Source organism: Leptospira fluminis, from assembly GCF_004771275.1.
In the GTDB taxonomy this organism is placed as follows: Bacteria; Spirochaetota; Leptospiria; order Leptospirales; family Leptospiraceae; genus Leptospira_B; species Leptospira_B fluminis.
In genome coordinates, this window is sequence record NZ_RQEV01000003.1 from 326011 (window position 1) to 346058 (window position 20048).

Consider the following 20048-nt stretch of genomic DNA (forward strand, 5'->3'; position numbering starts at 1 on the left):
ACAAAAAAATGAAATTTAAAATAGCATCGACCTTCCTTTTTCAGATTTTCATCTTTTCCTTATTCGCCTCCTGCACTCGATACGTAAGGATCACCGAGGAGAAATTCACGAAGCAGACGGCAAACGTTGCTCCGAACGTTTATTTAACGACCTTCTCCGAGATAGATTCGGAGTATCCTCCGGTTCTGATCCTCGACCCCGTTTTGGTGAACAAAAAGGCGCTGTATCTTGGCGATTATTCCGGACTGATCGGAGTATTGAACGGCAACGGATTTTCGGTCTGGCTTTTGCATTTCGATTCTTATGCGGATTTGGATTTAAAGGAAATCGGGGATAAAATCCTTCCACAAGCGATCTCGCAAATCCAAAGAGTGAGCAACCGAAAGGATTATATCTTGGGGGGAGTTTCTCTCGGCGGACAAGCCGTCCTTCACTACCTTCGCGGAAAAAAAGATTCTTCCATCTATAAAAGTTTCTTTCTCGGGACCGGAATGGATTACAAATATAACGATAGTTTCCTGGAAGACATGAAAAAGGAAAAGAGATTCGGCAAGGATCTGACGGACATCTGTAAGGGAAAGGATACGTTCTGTTCTCGTTTTATCTCTTACGATCAGGACGATCCTTCCACGCTATTCGTATATAGGAATCTCTGGAATTACCTTCCTAGTTTGGAGGAAAACCCCAAAAACTGGGCGGAGTTCGAATCCTCCGATTTTCCCACTTTGTTCATCGCGGGAAAGATAGACAATGTCGCTCCTTCGGAATCGATCCACCCGGTGTATCGTAGAAAAAAAGGGGCCTCTCAATTCGTGGAAATCGGTCGCGACAATCGCGCGAACATAGATTACGACCATCTCTCCCTATTCGCCCATGAAGATGCAGCGTCGGAGATTTATCAAAAAATCGCCGACTGGCTGAAAAAGAAAAAGGGAGATTGATCTTCATCCGCGGTTTGATCCGGTTGGGACCGTAAAACCGCTTTCCGTTTAGGCCCGTTTCCAACCTAACTTTTGGAGGACTAGTTTGACATCTTCCCAAACGTCCCGTTTCAACGGGCTGTTGTCGCCGCCGTTTCGGATCACATAGCTGGGATGGTATGTAGGCATCACCGGAATTCCGTGAAAATCCCCCCATTTTCCCCGCAATTTCGTGATGCCTTCCTGGGTTCTTAAAATGAATCTAGTAGAAGGATTGCCGAGAGTGATGATCACTTTCGGGCTAATGATCTCGATCTGTCTGAGCAAAAAGGGAGAGCAGGCGATCGTCTCTTCTTCGTCAGGCGGACGGTCCTTATCGAATTTTAGATCCACCGTCGGTCTGCATTTCGTCACGTTCGCGATGAACACACTTTCCCTAGGTACTCCCATGCCTTTTTCTATGATTCGGGTCAGCAACTCTCCGGCCTTTCCTACGAAAGGCCTTCCCGTCAGGTCCTCCTGCTTACCCGGTCCTTCCCCGATAAACATGACTTCCGCATCCGGATTTCCTTCTCCGAACACAGTCTGAGTTCTCGTAGTATGCAGTTTACACTTCGTGCATTTAGAAACCTCGGAAGCGATCGATTGGAGCTTGTCAGATTTATCCAAAGTGTTCATTGGAACTTAATCGATACGTAGATACCGTTATCCTGCAACCACTTTCCAAAAAAGAACTTGGCGGAAACGAAAGTGAAAAGAGAACCTAGGCGTATGCACGGACATTTGCACAGCCACGACGACCACGATCATGGGTCGGGACAAACCGGGCATTTCCATTCCCACGGCCCAACACCCGACGGCTCGAGGGCTTTCTTGTACGCTTTCGTATTGAACTTCGGGTTTGCGATTTTGGAACTCGTAGGCGGGTATTTTTCGGGTAGCTTGGCGATTCTTTCCGATTCGTTGCACGATCTCGGAGATAGCGGTTTCTTGGCTTTAGCCTGGGCCTTCCAAAAAATCGCCGCCAAGCCCAGAACACAAACATTCACCTTCGGATATAAGAGATTAGGGCTGTCGGCGGCTCTGGTCAATTCCATCGCATTGTTTGGTGGAGCCGTTCTGATTCTATTCTTTGCGATTCCCAAATTGTGGAATCCCTCCTCGCCGAACGGCTGGGGAATGCTCGGTTTGTCCGTTTTAGGAATCGCCGTTAACGGCGCGGCATTATTCAAAATGAAAAAAGTGGACGGTCTGAACGGCAAAACCGTAGCCTTGCATCTTCTCGAAGACGTTTTAGGATGGATCGCGGTATTCTTCGGAAGCATTACACTTTTGTTATTCGATTGGACCTGGGTGGATCCGCTCCTTTCGGTTTTAATCGCAGTCTGGGTCGGGGTCCAAGCTTTCCGGAATTTGAGAAAGATATTACTCCTACATCTACAATCCGCACCGGAAGGAATCGATACGGAAGAACTGGAAGCCCGTATCCTGGACGTAAAGGGAGTGGAGTCCGTCCACGATCTGCACTTGTGGTCCATGGACGGGGATTTTCACGTCCTTACTTTGCATGTCGGAGTGACTGGCACGTCCATTTCCCACGCGCAAAAATTGAAAGAGCGAATTCGAGACATAGCTGAGGAATTTCATATCCCGCATGCTACCGTGGAAATCGAACCTGTCGGCATATCCTGCCCTTACAAGGAATGCTAGACTGCTTGACACCGGATTTAAACCCGAAAATTTGGTTAGGTATGAACCAGAAGACCGCAAAACTCCTCAAAAAATACGCCGAAGCCAAGGGGTTCAGCGAGAAGCAACTCAAGCGCGAATGGCTAGTGTTGAACCAACAACAAAAAGACGCCAAGCGCCAGGAAATCCTTAAAGAATTGGTCAAATAAGGGAAGTTTCCTCCCTTTTTTTCTTCGGAGATCCGAGTTCCGGGTCTATGGGAGCGAATCCAAGATTCCCTTTCCTCGTGCTCCTTCCGCAAACCCTTCTTAGGCCAGCTTGATGGAAGAAATCGAACTTACAAAAGAATTCCGTTTTGATGCCGCGCACTTCCTGCCCAATGTCCCGGAGGGACATAAGTGCAGGAGAATGCACGGCCATAGTTTTCGCTTCAAACTTCATTTAAAAGGCAAAATAGATCCGGGCACGGGTTGGCTGATGGATTTTGCCGAAGTGAGCAAGTCGGTAAAACCCTTACTCGAAAATCATTTGGATCATTATTTGTTAAACGATGTGGAAGGATTGGAGAACCCTACGAGCGAAAACATCTGCCTCTGGCTCTGGAAACGTCTGAAACCCCATCTCCCTCTCCTGCGAAAAATCACACTTCATGAAACCTGTACGAGTGCCTGTATTTACGAAGGGCCGAAAGATATCGTATAGCGCAATATTCTACGATGCTTTCAAAATCCGAATCTAACAGTGTTCTTACCTCCTCGAAATCCGAAAAACCGAAGGCGGTGGTTCTCTTTTCAGGCGGATTGGATTCCACTACTTGCCTATACCAAGCAATAGCGGACGGTTATCATCCTACGGCTCTTTCCTTCGACTACGAACAAAAGCATAAGATCGAATTGAGATCCGCCAAACGTATCGCAAAGAATCTCGGAATCCCGCATTTAATACAAAAACTGCAGCCGAAATTTTTTTTGGGTTCTTCCTTAACCGAAAAAAAGCTGAAAGTTCCGAAGAATTCCCTGGGAAAAACCGGTATTCCGAATACGTATGTACCGGGTCGTAATATCCTTTTTTTATCCTTTGGAGTGTCTTTGGCGGAAGGAATCCAAGCAAAGAGACTGTACATCGGTGTGAATGCCTTGGATTATTCCGGTTATCCGGACTGTAGGCCCGAATTTTTAAAAGCTTATGCGGATGCGGTTCGCCTGGGGACAAAAGCTGGTGCGGAAGGGCATCCACTGGAAATATGCGCTCCCCTGCAGCATCTCGGAAAAAAAGAAATCGTCCTCCTCGGTTCGAAATTAGGCGTTCCTTTTTCCATGACCCATTCCTGCTACGACCCGATCGGAGGAAAACCCTGCGGAAGATGCGACTCTTGCTTGCTTCGAAAAAAGGGTTTTCAGGAAGCAGGCATCCCGGAAAAGTGAACGAACAGATTTTAGGGTTTCGGCTTTTTTACGATTTTCCGCCGATCTAACCCCAAGGAAGCTTAATATGGAACAGTTCGTAGGCTACCTAACGATTTTCCTCCTCGCAGTATTCGTAGGATTCGAAGTCATCACCCGTATTCCGCCCCTTTTACACACTCCGCTGATGTCGGGGTCCAACGCGATTTCGGGAATCACGATCATCGGAGCCGTTTTAACTCTCCATGCTGTCAACAGTCCGCTGGTCAAGATTTTAGGTTTCCTTGCGATCGTCGGTGCGACGATCAACGTGGTCGGAGGATTCGTAGTCACCCACCGCATGCTCGGTATGTTTAAGAAAAAGGATTAATATCTAAATGGATAAGGCTTTCATCAACGTACTCTATTTAATTTCGAGCATTCTTTTTATCGTCGGATTAAAATTGCTTTCCCATCCTAAAACGGCCGTACGCGGGAATTTCACCGGAGCCGTAGGGATGTTCTTAGCCGTAGTCGGAGTCTTCCTAGAATACGGTAAAATCGGCCAAGAGGATATCATCTGGATCGCGTCCGGAATTCTTCTCGGAACGGTAATCGGAACGTACATCGCTCTCAAAGTGGAAATGACGGGAATGCCCCAACTCGTCGCACTTTTAAACGGGTTCGGCGGTTTGGCTTCCTTCTTGGTCGGGGGAAATTCCCTCATGGAGATTTTGGAAACCGGCAAGAATACCGAATTTCTTTCCAATTACCAATTCACGATTTCCACCGCCGCAACCGGTATCATCGGAGCAGTGACTTTTACCGGAAGCGTGATCGCTTTCGGAAAACTGCAAGGATTGGTTTCGGAAAAATCCGTCCGTTATTTCGGTGACCAAATCGTAAAAATCCTGCTGTTTGCAGTTTCCCTCTATTTAGGTTATTTAAACGTCACCCAACCCACCGTAATTGCATGGTACTGGTACGTAGTTATCGCAGGTTCCATTTTGGGAATTCTTCTGGTTATGCCGATCGGAGGAGCCGATATGCCGGTGGTAATCGCGTTATTGAACTCCTACTCCGGAATTGCGGCTTCCGCCACCGGATTCGTATTGGGGAATAATGTATTGATTATCGCCGGCTCCCTCGTCGGAGCTTCCGGAATCATTCTAACCCAGATCATGTGTAAGGCGATGAACCGCTCTTTACCAAACGTACTCTTCGGAGGACTAGGCGGAGCGACCACTACTACGGATTCCGGAGACATCTATTCCGGAAAAACGAAAAGCACTTCTGCCGAAGAGGTCGCCATGCTTTTGGATATGGCGCAGAGAGTGGTCATCGTTCCCGGATACGGAATGGCGGTCGCTCAAGCCCAACACGCAGTTCGGGATCTATACAATCAACTGACCGATCGCAACATAGAGGTCGAGTTTGCTATCCATCCCGTCGCAGGAAGGATGCCCGGCCACATGAACGTGTTATTGGCCGAAGCGGATATCCCTTACGATAAGATGAAGGAGATGGACGAAATCAATCCGACCTTCGATACCGTGGACGTAGTCATCATCAACGGAGCTAACGACGTGGTGAACCCTCTGGCAAAAACGGACCCCGGTTCTCCGATCGCCGGAATGCCCATCCTGGATGTGGAAAAGGCAAAGACGATCATCGTTATCAAGCGTTCTCTCAGCCCCGGATTTGCAGGCGTTCCGAACCCTCTGTTCATTCAGGACAACTGTCTGATGTACTTCCAGGACGGGAAAAAGGCCACTCAGGAAATCGTAACCGCCTTGAAAGATACCTGATCTTTTCGGTTCGAAAAATTCACGTTCTCTAAAAAAGGGAGGAGAGATCCTCCCTTTTTTATTCTAAATTGAATATTAGAGGTTTTCCATGGTTCGAGAATACAAGGATTACAGCGACGAGGTTCGACCTCACAAATCCCGAATCGTACGTTTCCTGCTGATATTTATCGGAACCGTTTGCGTCGCTCTCGGAATTATAGGGATTTTCGTCCCGGGCCTCCCTACCACACCGTTCCTTTTGGCTGCCGCCGCCTGCTATGCAAAAGCCTCGGAACGTTTTTACAATTGGCTCATGAACAACAGGTATTTCGGGTCCTTCATTCGGGACTGGCGGATCCATAAAGCGATTCCTTTGCGCGCCAAAATTATCGCGATCTCCACAATCGTTGTGACCATGGCATTGAGCGCTTTTTTTCTTCCGGTTTTAGGAGTTAGGATCGGAATGGCGATCATAGGAATCGCGGTCATCGCTTATCTTTTACGTTTTCCTACGAAGCGAAAAGAGGCCGAAAATCAGTAAGGCGATCGGGAAGGAAGCATGTGATAAACTTTCGGATCGTTATCCTTCAATAATTCCGCTATGTCCAGGGCCTCCTGGATTTTTACCTTTTTATCCGGTTCTTCCAAAATCCATCCCGCGACGAAAGTCTCAAGACGTCTGTAATCCTTCGTGAACACCAAGGATCGCAGATAGTTGATCTTATCCTCTTCGCTTAATATTTTCGCGCCTAAAATACCGGAATATACGTTGGCGGCGGCTCGAAAATTACCCGTGTGGAAATACGCGTGACCCAAAAATCTACGCTCGTTAAACGGAAGATCCGGAAATTGGTTATATAGCTTGATCGCTTTGCGGAAATTCTTATCGATATCCATCGCGAGGCGCGCATATATATAAGCGAATTCCTTGGAAAGAAATCCTTCCTTGGCAAACTCCTTACAGAGACTCAACGCGTTAGCCTTGTTTCCCAAAGCAAAATCGGATTTCAGCAGGACCAATTTGGCGTTCCGAAAATTCGGCTTTAACTCCACCGCCTTTTCCGCCTCGGCTTTCGCCCGCAGATATTGTCCGGTTTCGAAATACGCGAGGGCCAGATTCAATCTGTAGAAAGGGTTGTAAGTCGCCAATTCCACCGCTTTCTGAAAATAAGGAACGGAAGATTCCCATTTACTCCGCCGTACGAAAATCATCCCCAACAAGTAATAGGAAGGATCGTGTCCGGGATGGATTTCGATCGCCTTTAGCAAAGATTTTTTAGACTGAGGATAGCGTCCGATCGCATACAGATAGGCTCCATTCAGATAGTGGTACTCCAAACAATCCGGATCCAATTTTTTGATCTTTTCAATATTGGCTAGGGAGCGGACCAGATTATTCACCCTAAGGAGGTTGATCGTCTCGGTGTTTAACGCCAGGATCTGGTACTTACGACGAGAAAGTTCGCTTTTGTCCGTCCGAGGCGGAGGCGGAGGTAATTCTCCTTCGGGAGAGGCAGGCACTGAAGTCTGAGTTTCTTCGGAATTCGTTTCCGAAAGCAGAGGGACTGCCCCCAATATAAGGCAAAGCGAAAGAACCAGCAGCGAACCCTTTTTGCCCGAACCGAACATCTATTTTTTTCCGACCCGTTTGTAGGTTTCCGTATTCTCCTTTTTCGGATTGAAAAGTTCCAATTCCTCTTCGTCTAATTTGGCGATGACATAACGGATTTCGAAGCCCAAGTTCAGGAAACGAAACACCAACTCCGGTGATTTGGATTTCGTGTTTTCTTCCTCGAGAAGGTATTCGATGTGAAATTCCTTTCCTTTGTTCGGTCCCTCGAGTTCCGGATCGGCATACAAGGCCAAACCGTTTTCCAGAACTGTCAATTTGCTCGGACCGAGAGCGAGATTCGGGTATCTGCAATTCCCTTCCGCGCCACAGGTCTTCGTATTTTCCCAAACGCCCAGAATCCGTTCCGGTAAAGGTTTACGACAGTCCGACAAAAATAAAATCAGAGCAAAAGAGAAGATCGCTTTTTTCATCCGGACCCAGGCTATCGGTTTCGGGTCCTTTGTCGAGGGAATTTCCTAGGCTAACTCCTGAGCTGTAGGGTTGGCACTAGATTTGCTGGAAGTACTCGTCGATTTTCAACATTTCGAACGTTTTCATCAGATCCGGATGGATTTCCAGAATCTTAATGTCGATCCCCTCGTTACGGGCGTTTTTACAGAACCAAACAAGGGAACTGATCGAAATCGAATTCATAACGGGAATACGCCCTAAATTCAGAACAATTTTTTTGGGTTTCTTGGCGATTGCATCCATCAACTGGTTTCGGAAGGCGTAATAGTCGTTAAAAAGAGCCGTCAATTCCGGCTTAATTTCGATTATCTCGGAACCTTCTTCCATGTTTCTATTATCCCTCACACCGGCTTTTTTGAACGAAATTTTTCTGCCGGAATCTTTTTTTATCTTCGGGAAATCCCGAATTCAACCGAAATTTTTGTTGGGAGTGTCGTATGTTCGAAAAAACCCATTTCATGAAAACTCAAGACCTGCTCGAAAGAGGCATGAACGCAGCCACGTTGAAGAGAAAGGTGATTTCGGACAATATCGCGAACGCGGACGTACCGCATTTCAAAAGAAGCGAAGTAATTTTCGAATCCATGATCAAGAGAGCGATGGAATCGGAAAAAATCGAAGCATCCAAAGCGATTCCCACCAGAATCGAGGACGAAAGACATATTTCCTTCTTTACCCCTCTGGATTACCGTCAAGTGCAACCGAAGTCGAACATAGACTATCTTACAACCATGCGCGCCGATGGAAATAACGTGGATCCGGAAAAAGAAGTCGTAGATGCCTCCAATTCCCAAATGCAATACATGCTTATGGCCGACCGCTTGAACGCTAATTATAGAGATTTAAAGAACGTAATGAGGCTGGCTTAATCCCCGAAATGGGACATAGCCTAATAGGAAAGGAAGATCATGGGACTTTTTACTTCGATTAATATTTCTGCAACAGGTCTCTCGGCACAACGTCTACGCATGGATGTGATCGGAAATAATATCGCCAACTCGACGACGACGAGAAATACGAACGGCGACGGCCCTTTTCGTAGGGACAGGGTCGTTCTGACCCCGGTCAATCTCAGGACTCGCTGGAAAAGCCCCGTCTACCCGTTCGGGATTTCTCCCGGCGAGGGAAAAGGCGTAAAAGTGATGAAGATAGAAAAGGACATGTCTCCTTTGCGCATGGTGTACGACCCGACTCATCCGGATGCGATCCAGATCGGCCCTAAAAAAGGTTATGTGGAAATGCCCAACGTTAATATAGTCACCGAAATGACGGACATGATTTCGGCCTCTAGATCCTACGAAGCGAACGTGCAAATGATCACCGGCTCGAAGGCGATGTTCAACAAAGCCCTCGAAATCGGAAGAGCTTAATCATTAGGAAAATACGATGCAGATAGATTTTAATTCTAAACTTTGGTACACTTATAACTCCGGATATTCGGATGCGCGCTTTCCTCTGACTCCCAAAGGAGACAAGGTTTCGGTAAATGCAGCGGACGATAGACATTATAAGGACGTCAAAGAGCCGGTTTCGCCCGATTACGTTGCCGAAAGTTTTTCCGAAGCGATGAGAAACGCATTCAAATCAGTAAATGATCTTCAGGTCGAAGCAGACGAGCTTACGCAAAAAATGGTCTACGATCCGAATAGCGTGGACGCGCACGAAGTGATGATCGCATCCGAAAAAGCGAGAGTCGCGTTGACGTTCACTAAGACATTGGCGGACGGAGTGGTCCGCGGGTACCGTGATCTTACCTCGATGAGGTAATCCTCTTTTTAAGAATCACCCCCGTTTTAGGAACGGGGGGTATCCTACCTTCTCTCAGGGCTTGATTTTCTTGATCAGTTTTAAATCCGCCTTGTTAAATACGCTGATCTGAGTCGAAGCGGACCCTTCCTCTTTTCCGGTTACGTAAATTTTGTCTCCATAAAAGGTTACGTTGGAGTTAGGGCTGATTTCATCTTCGGAAGATGCCGTTTTCTTAAGTCCTTTGTCGAAGCGGGCCAAGAAATATTTTCCGTCCTTCTCTTCGAAAGCGTATACATCCTCTCCTTTCAAAATCATGGGAGATCGCCAGAATACGGAATCCTTGGACCAAACAGCCGGTTTAAGTGTCTCCTGGTCTATCAGTATGAGTTTGTGTTCCGCGGAATGGTCGGATTCGTAACCGACCACGAGAGCCTTGCCGTCCAATACTTCGAAGGTTCTTCCGCAGATCTTATTGAATTCCCCTCTGGAAATTTCGTCGTCGTTACTCGGATCCAGTACATGAAGTTCGTTACTGTAATGCCCGTCGGAAAGATATTTTAAGGTCTTTAAAAATAGGATTTTTCCGCCGACCACGTTTTTATCGAATTCCTCTTTTTTCTTCTGCTCTTCCTTGGCGGTTTGCAGTTCCTGTTTGGTGTCCTTCAGTTCTTTTTGAAGTTCTTCCTTGCTCTTTTTATCGTCGGGACTATCCGTCTTTTTGGAATCTGCAGAGGAAGTCTTACCGGATTCGGTCTTGGAAGAATCGCTCACGGAAGATTTAGAATCGGACTTGGTATCCGACTTGCGGCTTTCCTCTTTTTTGGAGATCTCCTTTTCCTTCTCCTTCAGCTGCTGCTCTTCTTTTTTGGCTTGCTGCTGCTGTTGCTGGACCTGTTTTTTCTCTTCCTGCTTTTGGGTGATTTTTTGTTTGTTTTTTACAGGGTCCTTATTTAATTCCTGGAGCTCCCTTTCGATTTTCTTTTCTTTTTCGGCCGCTTGTTTCTGCTGGTTTTTGTTTTCCTCTTTCTTCTCTTCTAATTTCTTTTTTTCGTCCTGGATTTTTTCCTTTTGGAGGTCGTCCATTTTCTTCTTATCTTCCTGACCTTCCTTTTTCTTATCCAGATCCTTATTGACTTCCTTTTCGAGTTCGTCCGTGTGTACGTCCCTTCCGTCTTCGGAAAGAATATTGCCTACGATCGGAATAATGATCTGAGTCTTATCGGGCCATTCATTGTACCGTCTCGCGATTCCTATTTTTTCCGGAGTCAGGTTCTTGACCACTTCGGCGCCGTACTTTCCTTTCACATAAGCCGTACCTTTTCTATGGATCGCATTGTAATAGAGTATATAAGTGGCGAGAGTATCCGAATTCTGTTCGGAGTAGCCGAAGTTCGCCTTTACGTAACCGGCCAAAATCCGTTGGATCGAATTGATGTGCCCGAATTCCGTTTCCTTACCTAAGCTAAAAATGTCCGCACCGAATTTTTTCTCCTCGGGCAGGACTCTCACGACCGTGATTCCTTCTTCGCTAGCGGGAGTTTGAGGGTTCTTTTTCAGGGATTCCGCCAAATCCGCGCCTGTCTTCGCATTATTCCCTCTCGTTTCCTCGTCGGCTCTAGCGGCCGAACGGTTTACGAAATTGACCCTCCCGGAAGAACGAATCTCCCTTTCCCCCAAACGAGGACCCGTTTGGGCTAAAATTTGCCCGCAAACGAAGATGGAAGCGATCAAGAGGACGATCGGTCGAATCCGTGACATGTTTGAACTCCTTGGAAATGCAAGTTTGCGATGAACGCAACGCGAGATACGAATGGCTATCCTACGCTCTTTCCGACCCCGCTGCCAAGGATTTTTCCCGGACGAGTATCCCGTTCGGTGGAAGAAAGTTGCCCCCGAACGGAGGATTTTTACCCTAGCTCCATGCGCGAGTTTCATCGGAGAATCTACAATTTCTGCGCCGGACCGGCCATGCTTCCCACGCCCGTGATGGAAAAGGCGGCCTCGGAGTTCTTGAATTACCGAGCTTCCGGAATGTCCATAATGGAAGACAGCCATCGTGGCAAATTATTCGGAGAGGTTTTGGACGAAGCACTTTCACTCTTACGGGAGTTGCTCTACGTTCCGGAAAATTACGAAGTCGCTTTTTTTTCCGGCGGAGCCACATTGCATTTTTCCGCGATCCCTTTGAATTTATTGAAAGAAGGAGAAAGTGCCGACTACTCCATAACGGGGATTTGGGCCAAGAAGGCGATGGAAGAAGCCCTTCGCTATAACCCCGTCCAAAAAATCTACGACGGCGATTCTCATCATTATACGGAAGTTCCCAGGTTGACGGACGCCAATATAAACGAAACGGCGTCCTACGTTTATATCACTTCCAACAATACCCTGCTCGGATCCAGGTATCCGATCATACCGGAATTCACCAAAACACCGTTAGTCGCCGATATGACTTCGGAGATTCTTTCCCGCAAAATTGATATATCCCGGTTCGGGATCATTTTTGCGGGAGCCCAAAAGAACATCGGCCCGTCCGGACTCAGCGTTTTAATCATCAGAAAAGATCTTATCGGTCGTTCCGGCCGTGCGATCCCGCTTTTGATGGACTACGGCCTGACGATCAAAAACAAATCCATGTACAATACTCCGCCGACCTACTCTATTTATATGGCAAAGCTGGTCTTCGAATGGCTCAAACAAAAGGGAGGCATAGAGGCGATCGAAAGGGAAAACGAGGAAAAAGCGAAGCTACTCTACGATTATCTGGATTCCTCCTCCTTATACGGCGCTCCGGTGAAAAAGCCGTATAGATCCACGATGAATGCAGTGTTCACGTTAAAAGACAAATCTTTAGAAGCGAAGTTCGTGGAAAAGGCCGAAGAGCAAGGACTACACGGATTGGAAGGACATCGTCTAGTAGGCGGCCTACGTGCTTCCATCTACAATTCCATGCCGAAGGAAGGAATCCTGGCCCTGATCGAATTCATGAAAGAGTTCGAAGCCTCCGTTTAAAAGAATGAATCGCTTGGAATGTATCGGGCTCCTTTTGGTGGCCGGAATATTTTCGACTGACCTCCGATCCGCGCCCTTGTATTTCCGCACCTCGACGCGTGCCTCCGTCTGCTTTTCCGCCGGAAATTTTCCGAAAGAGATCAAGGATTTTTATCATTCCAAGCTGCCTACGGAGGAAAAAGCCCGGTGGGTGGAACGGATTTCCATTTCGGAAGCCAAGTCGCTGTACCAGAGCTTGGAATGCGTACACCGTTTAAGACTTTCCAAGGAAGAAAAAACTCTTCTCTTGTCGGATTACGAACGCTACCGGGAAACTCGGGAGTTACTCTATTCGTTCTACGAAAACCACCTTCTCTCCGAAGAAAAAACGATCCGTTTTTCGGCGACGGAAGAAAAAGAGGTCCGTACGTTTCTACAATCCAAAAAGGAATTTTTTAACCGTCTGTTCGACGCAGAAGCTCTTTCTCTTTCGGAAGAACCCTTGCCGCTGGAATCCTTTACGAATCTCTATTTAGCCTTGTTATTGCAACATTGGGAATTCTTTCAAACCGCTCCCGAATTTTTGAAAGAAAGCGTCGGAGATTAAAATCCGCCTTTTCAAGGAATTTGCTTGAATCCGTAAATTCCCGCCCGTACGTTAACGTTAGGATATGAAAAAAATAGGCATCGCCTCCGATCATGGAGGATTCGAGTTAAAAGAATATCTTAGACACGAATTGGCAAATTCTGTGGACATCCTTGACTACGGTACTAAAGACGAATCTTCCGTGGATTATCCCCTCGTCATAAGCGAAGCCTGCAAAAAGGTGCTGTCGGGCGAAGTGGAAGGACTGATCGCCCTTTGCGGGACGGGGATCGGAGCCTCTATAGCAGCAAACAGATTCAAAGGAATCCGGGCGGCGCTTTGTCACGACGAATTCACTGCGGAAATGTCAAGACGCCATAATAATGCCAACGTCCTCGTTTTGGGAGGCCGAGTTCTTGGAAAAGATCTCGCCGCTCGTATCGCGCAAAAATGGTTAACCACTACTTTCGAAGCGGGACGTCACGAGAGACGCGTGGGTCAATTGGATTCGATCAGCTAAATAGCGAATGCCGATCGGGATGACTAGGATGAGGAAATTCGGTACTTCCTTCGGTAAAATCTCCGTATTCTTTTTCCTATTGCTCCTGAATATCACGGCGCTTTTTCCGGAAAAGGCGTCCTTCGTCTTAAACTCGTTTCATACAAAAGATTTAAGACTGAAAAAATCCGACAACGGTACTCTACTTATGGACTTAGCCCCTAGGGATAGAAAACAGGGGGCCGATCTCTTTTTCGATTTCGAGGAAGAACAGGCGGGAGAGTTACAGGACAAGACCGGCGGATATCGCGTCCTGTCTTCCTCTTACATGGTGGACGAGTCCCAATCGCATACGGGAAAAAGATCGGCTAGATTCGCGGGAAAAAGATCCGGAATCAAAATCTCGGGTAAAACGAAAGGTATCCTGACCTCTTCCGATATAAAAGAGGAATATTACATATCCCTATTTCTTTTACCGGGAACTCTGGACAAGGAGGCCACTCTCTTGAGCAGAGGATTATACACTCGCGGAAAGCGTTTCGGTTGGGATCTAAAAATAAAGGACGAGATTCCCATATTAGAATTTTATAATTTCTTTGAAAAAGAGAACAAAACCTTCTCATCCCTTAGGATCGTGGGAAGGGAAAGAATCTCCAGATCGAAATGGAATCACCTCGTGGTCCATTTTCGACCGATACAGAGGGAAATCGTATTTTACGTAAACGGAAAGGAAAACGATAGGGCGACTCTTCCGCGCCGCGAGTCGATCCTCCGAATCGGATTCCATCCGGAAGATACCACTCCGTTCATTTTGGGAGAGAATTTTTACGGTTGGTTGGACGACTTTCTGGCGGCAAAGGGAACGCCCGACTTGGAGGAACTTTCCACACCCTACAGCGGACAAACCTACGACCAGTCCTCTTTTACCGCCGGAGCCAAATTCGGAACCGCCGTCTCTCCGGTATATAAAACGAAATACACGAATTCGGTGCCGGAAAGCCTGACCCTGAAAGCAAAGATACCGAAATCCTCCTTTCTAGAATTGTATTTTCGATTTTCTCCCCGACCCTTTCCTCGATCTAGTGAGGACGGACCGAATTGGAAGTCCGTGGATCTAAGAAAACTCGAAGACTATTTGCAGGAAGATCTTTCCTCCGACGAAGAAACGGAAACACCGTCGGTGCAGAGAAAATTTCAGACGTACAGGATCCCCTTGGATAAAAATCTTCCTCGTTTCAAGTATTTTCAAGCGAAACTGAAATTCAAGCCGGACGCTTCCGGAAACACAGGCCCCGAACTGGAAAGTCTGTCTTTTTCTTATAACGAGAACCTCCCGCCGGTCAAGCCCATGGGTTTGCAGGTCGTGTACATGGATGATGCCTATCCTGATACGGGAAGTCCGCGCTTATGTCTGAGTTGGACCCCGAATCCTGAAAAGGAGGTTCGGGGAAAATCCGGCGGATATGTGATTCATTATGGAGTCGGCCCGAACAGAATGGTCGGAATTCTAAAAGGCACTCGTACGGATTTGGAAAAAGGAAAAATGCCCGTTCTTTCGATCTCAGATCGGGAAAAACATCCGATGAGCGAATATTTGGATCCGATCCGCGGAGAAGATCCGTCCTGCCCGACTAGGCAAAATACGGGAGGGCAAAAACTTTGCCAGTGTATCGACAATCGATTGATCAGTTTGAATGCGGAAAAACCTGAAGAAGACGCTCATAAGCCCTCAAAGGAAAAAAAGAAAAAACCGGTTTCGGATCCGTATGACAAAAAACTTCTGTTTTTACAAAAAGGACTGACCTTCTATTTTAAAATCGCAGCTTACAATTCGCTCTATGATCCTGCGGACGGTGCGGACCAGATCAGTCCGTTAAGCGATCCCGTCGAGGTCTATTTCCTCAGCGAGTAGAACTTTCATCAAAGTCTGTTTCCTATACCGGGAATCCAGAGATAAAATTCCGTCGAGGTCGGAGAGGGACGCGGAGGCCACGTCCAACCATTCCTCCCAGTTCAAGTCCGTCGAGGCCGACAGTTTTAATGCAAGGGAGATTTCCTCCTTTTTGACGGGGAGGATCTCGGCGAAAAATTTTTTGGATTGGGTCCAAAGAATTTCCCTGCGGGAAGAGTCACGTTCCGCGGAAAGGATCGCATGGACGGATGCCAGCGAAACGCAAAACAAAGCGTTTTTTTTAGTAAGCGCTTCGAGTGCTCTTTGGATTTCTTTCTTGGCTTTAGGTTCGCCTAAAAGCAAGGTATAAAAGGAATTCTTAGCGAGAAGTAATTTCAAATCTCGGTTCCGGAATAGATCTGGGTCAGTTCTTTTAGCGCTTCCAGTCGACGGTACGTATCGGAACGGAAGATTTCGTTTCGAAAGCAGGTCCGAAGTAATTCGGAAGCGGACATTTCCCTTTCGCCCGCCTCTTTCCGCAATAGTTCGAATTCTTCCTCGGTCAGGAGCATCTGGAATCTGCGTTCTACGCGTGCCATCACTCCTCTTCTTTCAGCTCCTTTTCGTTTTTCAAGTACGTTCCGAAATAAATCCGAGAATCTTTTAATTGTCCCAAGCTTTCGTAGATCGCCCCTATATTATAATTCGCTTGGTTTAATCGAAAATCGTATTTGAAGGACTTGCGAAAAATCTGAACGGCTCTGTCCTCTCTCCCTGCATACCATTCCGCCAACGCCCACAAAAAAAACCATTTGCCCAGATCCGGGTCCCTAGGAGAAATTTTAGAAAGACGATCGAGAGATTCTTCGAAGATGCCCGCCGATCTTAGATAGTTGTCCCGGATCCGCTTCGTTTTTTCCATTCTGGAAAAAACGTCTTCGTCGTACCTAGGCAATTCCAAATCGGACCTCCAAAGCAAGGCTCTTGCCAAATACAATCTGAACATCAGTTCAGCGGGATTTTTTCTTACATACTCCTCCAAAAAAGGAAGACTCTGCGCTTCTTGTCCGCTTTGGTGCAGGATCAAAATCTTCTGTTTCGCGTTCTTATTCCATTCTCTACGGTTTTCCTCTTGGGAAATCAAAGGACCGGAAACGAAGATGATGGTAACGATAGCAAAAAAAATCTTGAGCATGGAAATCCGTGCCCCGATCCCGATCGGATCAGATGTACGTGTAAAGATTCTTACCGCCTTCGGGATAAGGCATAGACACGATTTCCCAACTCTCGCCGGTATGTTCCAAAATTTCGGAAAGACTTTCTTTCATTTCTTCCCGAGAAAGAACGAATATCTCGCTCGGGGATACCCCAAACGCATAGTCCTCGGCTCCTAACAAAGGTTGCACCCGCTCCAAAACCGTCTTTCTCCATTTTTCGGCGGAGTCATAGTCTCTTTGTCCTTTCAGTAGAATCTTAAACAGATTGCATCGACTTCTTTCGCCGTGGGTCGCCCAACGAAGCAATAAGAATTGAATCTGCACAAGATCCCGTTTGTCCTGAATCGCGTGCGAAGCCTGCTCTATTTCGAGTTGAAGAAAGGCCTCCTCCACAGGATCGATGGATCGTTCCACGGATTCCATGATTCGGTCGGCAAAATCGGAATTCGGCGGATCCGGAAACATCAGAAAAAAACGAAAATCCAAACCGGACCTGAACAACGGAAAAGAAATGATCCGAATCACTCCGTCCAAATCCGCAGGATCGAATTTTTTCCTGAAGAAATGATCGTTTCTGCGTTCTTCCGTAACGTCTATAATGGAAACTTGATTGTTCTCTTCCCCCAAAAATTGGTCCCCGTACAAGAATATCATATTTTGCCTCGTGTACGGCTGCATTCCGGACGTGACCACGGGGAGATACGCTCCCCTTCTTCTATCATAAAAATGGATAGTGAAGGCTTTCAGACGATAGGACGAAAAAATCGTTAGATAGTACTTCAATAGAGAGGAGGAGGAAGAATCCAAACCTTGGTGAATTTCATCCAGAACCTCCAAGACTTTTCTCTTTTCCCGGATCGGTTGTTCGTCCAACCAAGTTCGAAAACGCTCCGAAAGGGCGATTTCCTCGTTCGGATCCGTCTTGCGTATTCCCCACCATGCTCTGGCCCAGAGGAAAAATCTGGACTTGTGCTGGAGAGCGATCCCTCTGGCCGCCTTCAAACCGATTTCCGCGAGTCCGCTGACACGCAGGGCCTTCGCAAGCAGTCCGGTATCTTTCGGCTTTTCCAACGTCGCCGGAATTTCCTCCGCACTTCCGGATCGAACCTTATCGACTAGCTTTGCCAATTCCTCCGTAAAAATGGAGTCCCTTTTCCTTTGAATCGTTTCCGCAAAATCCGTCGAAGGTTCGGCTACGGAAACCAATTCGGGTATCCGATGCGGTACCGATCCCGCGACTTGGCGTTTCGGTTCCCTTAAAAATTTCGGAGTCAAAAAGGAATCCTTCGGCAGATCGAAAGGTAAAACGTAGAACGTATCGCCCGATAAATTCATCGTTTCGTATACCGGGGGTGGGGGCGGCGGAATTTCCGTAGGCGCCGAAGACCTGGCCGATTCGATCTTTTTCAGGGTTTCCTCCGCGATTCTCTCCGATAATAATTTCGTCAGCCTAGAGATATCCGAATTTTTATGAAGGGATCCGGTAGATCTTCTCCTTAGGAAAAAAATCGCCAGATCCAAAGTCAACAAAGCCGCGAATAAGAGCGGGAAAAACATTAAAAGTTTGGAATTTACTTCCGGAACTATAAGAAAGAAACCTTGTATAAACGCGGATTGATTTTCAGGAAAAGACAAATAATATGCCCGATATTCGGATTCTCCTATGGTAATTGCCTGAAAATCGCTTCCGTTTTCCTTTAAAGATAGAAGCAAGTCCTCCGAAATTCGAATCGGAGCAACTCCCCCTTTCGGGGTGCCCCATTCTTTAAAGGATCCGATTTTCAATTCCGGAAAAAAATATTCGCTGCGACCTTCGACATCGAAATAGAATTTATCCTTGTCCAAGACGGCCAAAACCGCGAGTTGCTTATCGTAAATCGGAACAAAGAATACCGGCTCCCCTTCGAGACTCAAAAGGCGACTCGTCTTTCCTTCCCAAGCTTGGATCAATAACTGCTTTACCGCACGGTTTTCGAACTCGGGAGAAGAACCCGTCCTATCCAAAGAGTCCCAAATGGCGAATTTTCGCACGGGCACGGGGAGATTTTGCGTATCCAATAGGTTCGGATCGCTAGTTCGTATTTCACGTTCCAAGTTTACAAGATTTTTGTTAAACGATGTAAACGCCGCCTTGAGTTTGGATCGGTAATATACGCCGTCGGGAAAATAAGGTTCTATCCAAAGGACGAGCACCGAAAACAGACAGGCAAAAGCGAGAAGCACGCGTAATTTTGATCCGATCATCGATTTTCACCCCGAATTTTAGACAAGACGTCCGCAAGATTCAATTTCAGCCTCAATCGACTCTCCCTCTCCGTGAATCTTGCCTCGTTCTTTAGAGAGCCGTAAAGACTTCCGCCCAGCAAACCTCCGAGCAAAGCCAAAAAGGAAGCGCCTAGAGCACCTAAAATATACAACAACTGCTGCGGCCGGGACTGCTGCGGCGAACTCAAAAATAATTCGATGGATCCCTTTCTAAATCTTTTCCAAGTCGCTCCTTCAAAGAAGGTCTTTCTTTCGGAAGATTTCAAAACGGCGGAATAAATCTCATGACCTGAGGATTCGTCATCGGTAAAGGAATTCAAACCGATGTCTTTGCCCGGCAATATTGAAGCAGTGGGAGCCAGGTTCGTTTCCAGAAGATCGAATTGTTGTCCTTTTTTTTGGAAGGCTATGTATAAAAAACCGTCGTAGGCAAAACTGGGAAGATACGATCTGCGGGTCGACTTGGATTCGGCAACGATGCGATCCGCGTCTTCCTTGGACATTTGGAAATACAAAAGGCCGTCCGAAGTCCGATAAAGAAGGTCCCCTTGTCCATCCACAGCCCACTCGCCCGGGCGAATCTCCAAACCTCCCAATCTTAAATCGACCTGAAAAATCGGCTTCACCGTGTCGGAAGAATACGCAAGTCGAAAGGAAGCTTCGTAAATTCGTACGAAGTCCAAACGATTCGACAAAAGTAATTCTCTACCAATGTCCTTGACGGGAGTTTCCGTATTCGAATACGGATATTTCCGAATGATATATTCGATTCTTAGCCCGAAATCGTAATATGTATCCGCAAATCGATTTAGGAGTTCTCCGGCAAACTTCTCTTTTTTTACGAGGTAGGCTCGATTCAGAATCTGAACGGGAGAAAAGAAAAAGGATTCCTTCCAAGCGGCGGGAAAAAAAGGAATGGAAAGAAGAAGAGGACATAGCAAGATCAGGGAAAGGATCCGAATCCGCCTGCTTCGAAAACGAGGGTTCAC

General features: G+C 47.0%; 25 protein-coding genes. 15 read left to right on the top strand and 10 right to left on the bottom strand.

Features of this window, described 5'->3' with window-relative positions:
* Nucleotides 1-8 precede the first annotated feature (8 nt).
* A complete protein-coding gene (locus tag EHO61_RS03400) occupies nt 9-941 on the top strand; it encodes an alpha/beta fold hydrolase (RefSeq protein ID WP_135812213.1) in 933 nt (310 codons plus the stop codon).
* Nucleotides 942-989: 48 nt separating this feature from the next.
* On the opposite strand, the gene EHO61_RS03405 is transcribed toward EHO61_RS03400, so the two are convergent.
* A complete protein-coding gene (locus EHO61_RS03405) occupies nt 990-1598 on the bottom strand; it encodes a uracil-DNA glycosylase (RefSeq protein WP_135812214.1) in 609 nt (202 codons plus the stop codon).
* Nucleotides 1599-1691: 93 nt separating this feature from the next.
* Between EHO61_RS03405 and EHO61_RS03410 the strand changes: the two genes are divergently transcribed.
* The 7 genes from EHO61_RS03410 (at nt 1692) to EHO61_RS03435 (ending at nt 6319) form a co-directional block, all read left to right on the top strand.
* Nucleotides 1692-2630 carry a cation diffusion facilitator family transporter gene (locus tag EHO61_RS03410; protein ID WP_135812572.1) on the top strand — a complete coding sequence of 313 codons (939 nt, stop codon included), beginning with the start codon at nt 1692-1694 and terminating at the stop codon, nt 2628-2630.
* 41 nt (nt 2631-2671) lie between these two features.
* A complete protein-coding gene (locus EHO61_RS17185) occupies nt 2672-2818 on the top strand; it encodes a hypothetical protein (RefSeq protein ID WP_167884794.1) in 147 nt (48 codons plus the stop codon).
* Between the two features lie 112 nt (nt 2819-2930).
* Nucleotides 2931-3311 (top strand): 6-carboxytetrahydropterin synthase QueD, encoded by a 381-nt coding sequence (gene queD, locus EHO61_RS03415; protein WP_135812215.1) that lies wholly within the window; start codon nt 2931-2933, stop codon nt 3309-3311.
* Nucleotides 3312-3325: 14 nt separating this feature from the next.
* Nucleotides 3326-4033 (top strand): 7-cyano-7-deazaguanine synthase QueC, encoded by a 708-nt coding sequence (queC, locus tag EHO61_RS03420; protein ID WP_135812216.1) that lies wholly within the window; start codon nt 3326-3328, stop codon nt 4031-4033.
* 67 nt (nt 4034-4100) lie between these two features.
* Nucleotides 4101-4382, top strand: a complete 282-nt coding sequence (locus tag EHO61_RS03425; protein WP_135767342.1) for an NAD(P) transhydrogenase subunit alpha part 2 — start codon at nt 4101-4103, stop codon at nt 4380-4382.
* 7 nt (nt 4383-4389) lie between these two features.
* Nucleotides 4390-5799 (top strand): NAD(P)(+) transhydrogenase (Re/Si-specific) subunit beta, encoded by a 1410-nt coding sequence (locus EHO61_RS03430; protein WP_135812217.1) that lies wholly within the window; start codon nt 4390-4392, stop codon nt 5797-5799.
* An 88-nt stretch (nt 5800-5887) separates the two neighbouring features.
* The gene (locus tag EHO61_RS03435; RefSeq protein ID WP_135812218.1) at nt 5888-6319 is read left to right on the top strand and encodes a YbaN family protein; all 432 of its coding nucleotides are present in this window, start codon (nt 5888-5890) and stop codon (nt 6317-6319) included.
* Here EHO61_RS03435 and EHO61_RS03440 read toward each other — a convergent pair.
* The 3 genes from EHO61_RS03440 to EHO61_RS03450 form a co-directional block, all read right to left on the bottom strand.
* On the bottom strand, nt 6313-7407 hold the full coding sequence (locus EHO61_RS03440) for a tetratricopeptide repeat protein (protein ID WP_167884795.1): 1095 nt from the start codon (nt 7405-7407) through the stop codon (nt 6313-6315). The two genes, EHO61_RS03435 and EHO61_RS03440, sit on opposite strands and share 7 nt — an antisense overlap.
* Nucleotides 7408-7821: an LIC10301 family lipoprotein gene (locus tag EHO61_RS03445; protein ID WP_135812219.1), complete on the bottom strand. Its 414-nt coding sequence runs from the start codon at nt 7819-7821 to the stop codon at nt 7408-7410.
* 76 nt (nt 7822-7897) lie between these two features.
* Nucleotides 7898-8188: an STAS domain-containing protein gene (locus EHO61_RS03450; protein ID WP_135812220.1), complete on the bottom strand. Its 291-nt coding sequence runs from the start codon at nt 8186-8188 to the stop codon at nt 7898-7900.
* Nucleotides 8189-8298: 110 nt separating this feature from the next.
* On the opposite strand from EHO61_RS03450, the gene flgB reads away from it, so the two are divergent.
* Genes flgB through fliE form a run of 3 tightly spaced genes read left to right on the top strand, consistent with a single transcriptional unit; the run spans nt 8299 to nt 9628 of the window.
* Nucleotides 8299-8730: a flagellar basal body rod protein FlgB gene (flgB, locus tag EHO61_RS03455; protein WP_135812221.1), complete on the top strand. Its 432-nt coding sequence runs from the start codon at nt 8299-8301 to the stop codon at nt 8728-8730.
* Nucleotides 8731-8769: 39 nt separating this feature from the next.
* Nucleotides 8770-9231 carry a flagellar basal body rod protein FlgC gene (gene flgC, locus EHO61_RS03460; protein WP_135812222.1) on the top strand — a complete coding sequence of 154 codons (462 nt, stop codon included), beginning with the start codon at nt 8770-8772 and terminating at the stop codon, nt 9229-9231.
* Between the two features lie 16 nt (nt 9232-9247).
* Nucleotides 9248-9628: a flagellar hook-basal body complex protein FliE gene (fliE, locus tag EHO61_RS03465; protein WP_135812223.1), complete on the top strand. Its 381-nt coding sequence runs from the start codon at nt 9248-9250 to the stop codon at nt 9626-9628.
* Nucleotides 9629-9682: 54 nt separating this feature from the next.
* Here the strand turns inward: fliE and EHO61_RS03470 are convergent, their stop codons facing one another.
* Nucleotides 9683-11368, bottom strand: coding sequence for a P83/100 family protein (locus tag EHO61_RS03470; protein WP_135812224.1), 1686 nt, complete (start codon nt 11366-11368; stop codon nt 9683-9685).
* Between the two features lie 162 nt (nt 11369-11530).
* Between EHO61_RS03470 and serC the strand changes: the two genes are divergently transcribed.
* The 4 genes from serC (at nt 11531) to EHO61_RS03490 (ending at nt 15598) form a co-directional block, all read left to right on the top strand.
* Complete coding sequence (gene serC / locus EHO61_RS03475; RefSeq protein ID WP_135812225.1) at nt 11531-12622, top strand: 3-phosphoserine/phosphohydroxythreonine transaminase; 1092 nt, start codon at nt 11531-11533, stop codon at nt 12620-12622.
* Between the two features lie 4 nt (nt 12623-12626).
* On the top strand, nt 12627-13208 hold the full coding sequence (locus EHO61_RS03480) for a hypothetical protein (protein ID WP_135812226.1): 582 nt from the start codon (nt 12627-12629) through the stop codon (nt 13206-13208).
* A 64-nt stretch (nt 13209-13272) separates the two neighbouring features.
* Entirely contained in the window at nt 13273-13707 is a 435-nt protein-coding gene (gene rpiB / locus EHO61_RS03485) for a ribose 5-phosphate isomerase B (protein ID WP_135812227.1), read from the top strand.
* 28 nt (nt 13708-13735) lie between these two features.
* Complete coding sequence (locus EHO61_RS03490) at nt 13736-15598, top strand: fibronectin type III domain-containing protein (protein ID WP_135812228.1); 1863 nt, start codon at nt 13736-13738, stop codon at nt 15596-15598.
* On the opposite strand, the gene EHO61_RS03495 is transcribed toward EHO61_RS03490, so the two are convergent.
* The 5 genes from EHO61_RS03495 to EHO61_RS03515 are packed head-to-tail and all read right to left on the bottom strand — an operon-like array spanning nt 15560 to nt 20048.
* Nucleotides 15560-15976: a hypothetical protein gene (locus EHO61_RS03495; RefSeq protein WP_135812229.1), complete on the bottom strand. Its 417-nt coding sequence runs from the start codon at nt 15974-15976 to the stop codon at nt 15560-15562. The two genes, EHO61_RS03490 and EHO61_RS03495, sit on opposite strands and share 39 nt — an antisense overlap.
* Complete coding sequence (locus EHO61_RS03500; RefSeq protein WP_135812230.1) at nt 15973-16176, bottom strand: CopG family transcriptional regulator; 204 nt, start codon at nt 16174-16176, stop codon at nt 15973-15975. Before EHO61_RS03500 ends, EHO61_RS03495 begins: the two co-directional genes overlap by 4 nt.
* A complete protein-coding gene (locus tag EHO61_RS03505; RefSeq protein WP_135812231.1) occupies nt 16176-16772 on the bottom strand; it encodes a tetratricopeptide repeat protein in 597 nt (198 codons plus the stop codon). Before EHO61_RS03505 ends, EHO61_RS03500 begins: the two co-directional genes overlap by 1 nt.
* Before the next feature lie 28 nt (nt 16773-16800).
* Nucleotides 16801-19038: a hypothetical protein gene (locus EHO61_RS03510; RefSeq protein ID WP_135812232.1), complete on the bottom strand. Its 2238-nt coding sequence runs from the start codon at nt 19036-19038 to the stop codon at nt 16801-16803.
* Entirely contained in the window at nt 19035-20048 is a 1014-nt protein-coding gene (locus EHO61_RS03515; protein ID WP_135812233.1) for a hypothetical protein, read from the bottom strand. Before EHO61_RS03515 ends, EHO61_RS03510 begins: the two co-directional genes overlap by 4 nt.

Excerpts from the sequence above, each read along its gene's own strand:
- EHO61_RS03400 (WP_135812213.1), top strand. The coding sequence starts at position 9 with ATGAAATTTAAAATAGCATCGACCTTCCTTTTTCAGATTTTCATCTTT.
- EHO61_RS03405 (WP_135812214.1), bottom strand. The coding sequence starts at position 1,598 with ATGAACACTTTGGATAAATCTGACAAGCTCCAATCGATCGCTTCCGAG.
- EHO61_RS03410 (WP_135812572.1), top strand. The coding sequence starts at position 1,692 with ATGCACGGACATTTGCACAGCCACGACGACCACGATCATGGGTCGGGA.
- EHO61_RS17185 (WP_167884794.1), top strand. The coding sequence starts at position 2,672 with ATGAACCAGAAGACCGCAAAACTCCTCAAAAAATACGCCGAAGCCAAG.
- queD (WP_135812215.1), top strand. The coding sequence starts at position 2,931 with ATGGAAGAAATCGAACTTACAAAAGAATTCCGTTTTGATGCCGCGCAC.
- queC (WP_135812216.1), top strand. The coding sequence starts at position 3,326 with ATGCTTTCAAAATCCGAATCTAACAGTGTTCTTACCTCCTCGAAATCC.
- EHO61_RS03425 (WP_135767342.1), top strand. The coding sequence starts at position 4,101 with ATGGAACAGTTCGTAGGCTACCTAACGATTTTCCTCCTCGCAGTATTC.
- EHO61_RS03430 (WP_135812217.1), top strand. The coding sequence starts at position 4,390 with ATGGATAAGGCTTTCATCAACGTACTCTATTTAATTTCGAGCATTCTT.
- EHO61_RS03435 (WP_135812218.1), top strand. The coding sequence starts at position 5,888 with ATGGTTCGAGAATACAAGGATTACAGCGACGAGGTTCGACCTCACAAA.
- EHO61_RS03440 (WP_167884795.1), bottom strand. The coding sequence starts at position 7,407 with ATGTTCGGTTCGGGCAAAAAGGGTTCGCTGCTGGTTCTTTCGCTTTGC.
- EHO61_RS03445 (WP_135812219.1), bottom strand. The coding sequence starts at position 7,821 with ATGAAAAAAGCGATCTTCTCTTTTGCTCTGATTTTATTTTTGTCGGAC.
- EHO61_RS03450 (WP_135812220.1), bottom strand. The coding sequence starts at position 8,188 with ATGGAAGAAGGTTCCGAGATAATCGAAATTAAGCCGGAATTGACGGCT.
- flgB (WP_135812221.1), top strand. The coding sequence starts at position 8,299 with ATGTTCGAAAAAACCCATTTCATGAAAACTCAAGACCTGCTCGAAAGA.
- flgC (WP_135812222.1), top strand. The coding sequence starts at position 8,770 with ATGGGACTTTTTACTTCGATTAATATTTCTGCAACAGGTCTCTCGGCA.
- fliE (WP_135812223.1), top strand. The coding sequence starts at position 9,248 with ATGCAGATAGATTTTAATTCTAAACTTTGGTACACTTATAACTCCGGA.
- EHO61_RS03470 (WP_135812224.1), bottom strand. The coding sequence starts at position 11,368 with ATGTCACGGATTCGACCGATCGTCCTCTTGATCGCTTCCATCTTCGTT.
- serC (WP_135812225.1), top strand. The coding sequence starts at position 11,531 with ATGCGCGAGTTTCATCGGAGAATCTACAATTTCTGCGCCGGACCGGCC.
- EHO61_RS03480 (WP_135812226.1), top strand. The coding sequence starts at position 12,627 with ATGAATCGCTTGGAATGTATCGGGCTCCTTTTGGTGGCCGGAATATTT.
- rpiB (WP_135812227.1), top strand. The coding sequence starts at position 13,273 with ATGAAAAAAATAGGCATCGCCTCCGATCATGGAGGATTCGAGTTAAAA.
- EHO61_RS03490 (WP_135812228.1), top strand. The coding sequence starts at position 13,736 with ATGAGGAAATTCGGTACTTCCTTCGGTAAAATCTCCGTATTCTTTTTC.
- EHO61_RS03500 (WP_135812230.1), bottom strand. The coding sequence starts at position 16,176 with ATGGCACGCGTAGAACGCAGATTCCAGATGCTCCTGACCGAGGAAGAA.
- EHO61_RS03505 (WP_135812231.1), bottom strand. The coding sequence starts at position 16,772 with ATGCTCAAGATTTTTTTTGCTATCGTTACCATCATCTTCGTTTCCGGT.
- EHO61_RS03510 (WP_135812232.1), bottom strand. The coding sequence starts at position 19,038 with ATGATCGGATCAAAATTACGCGTGCTTCTCGCTTTTGCCTGTCTGTTT.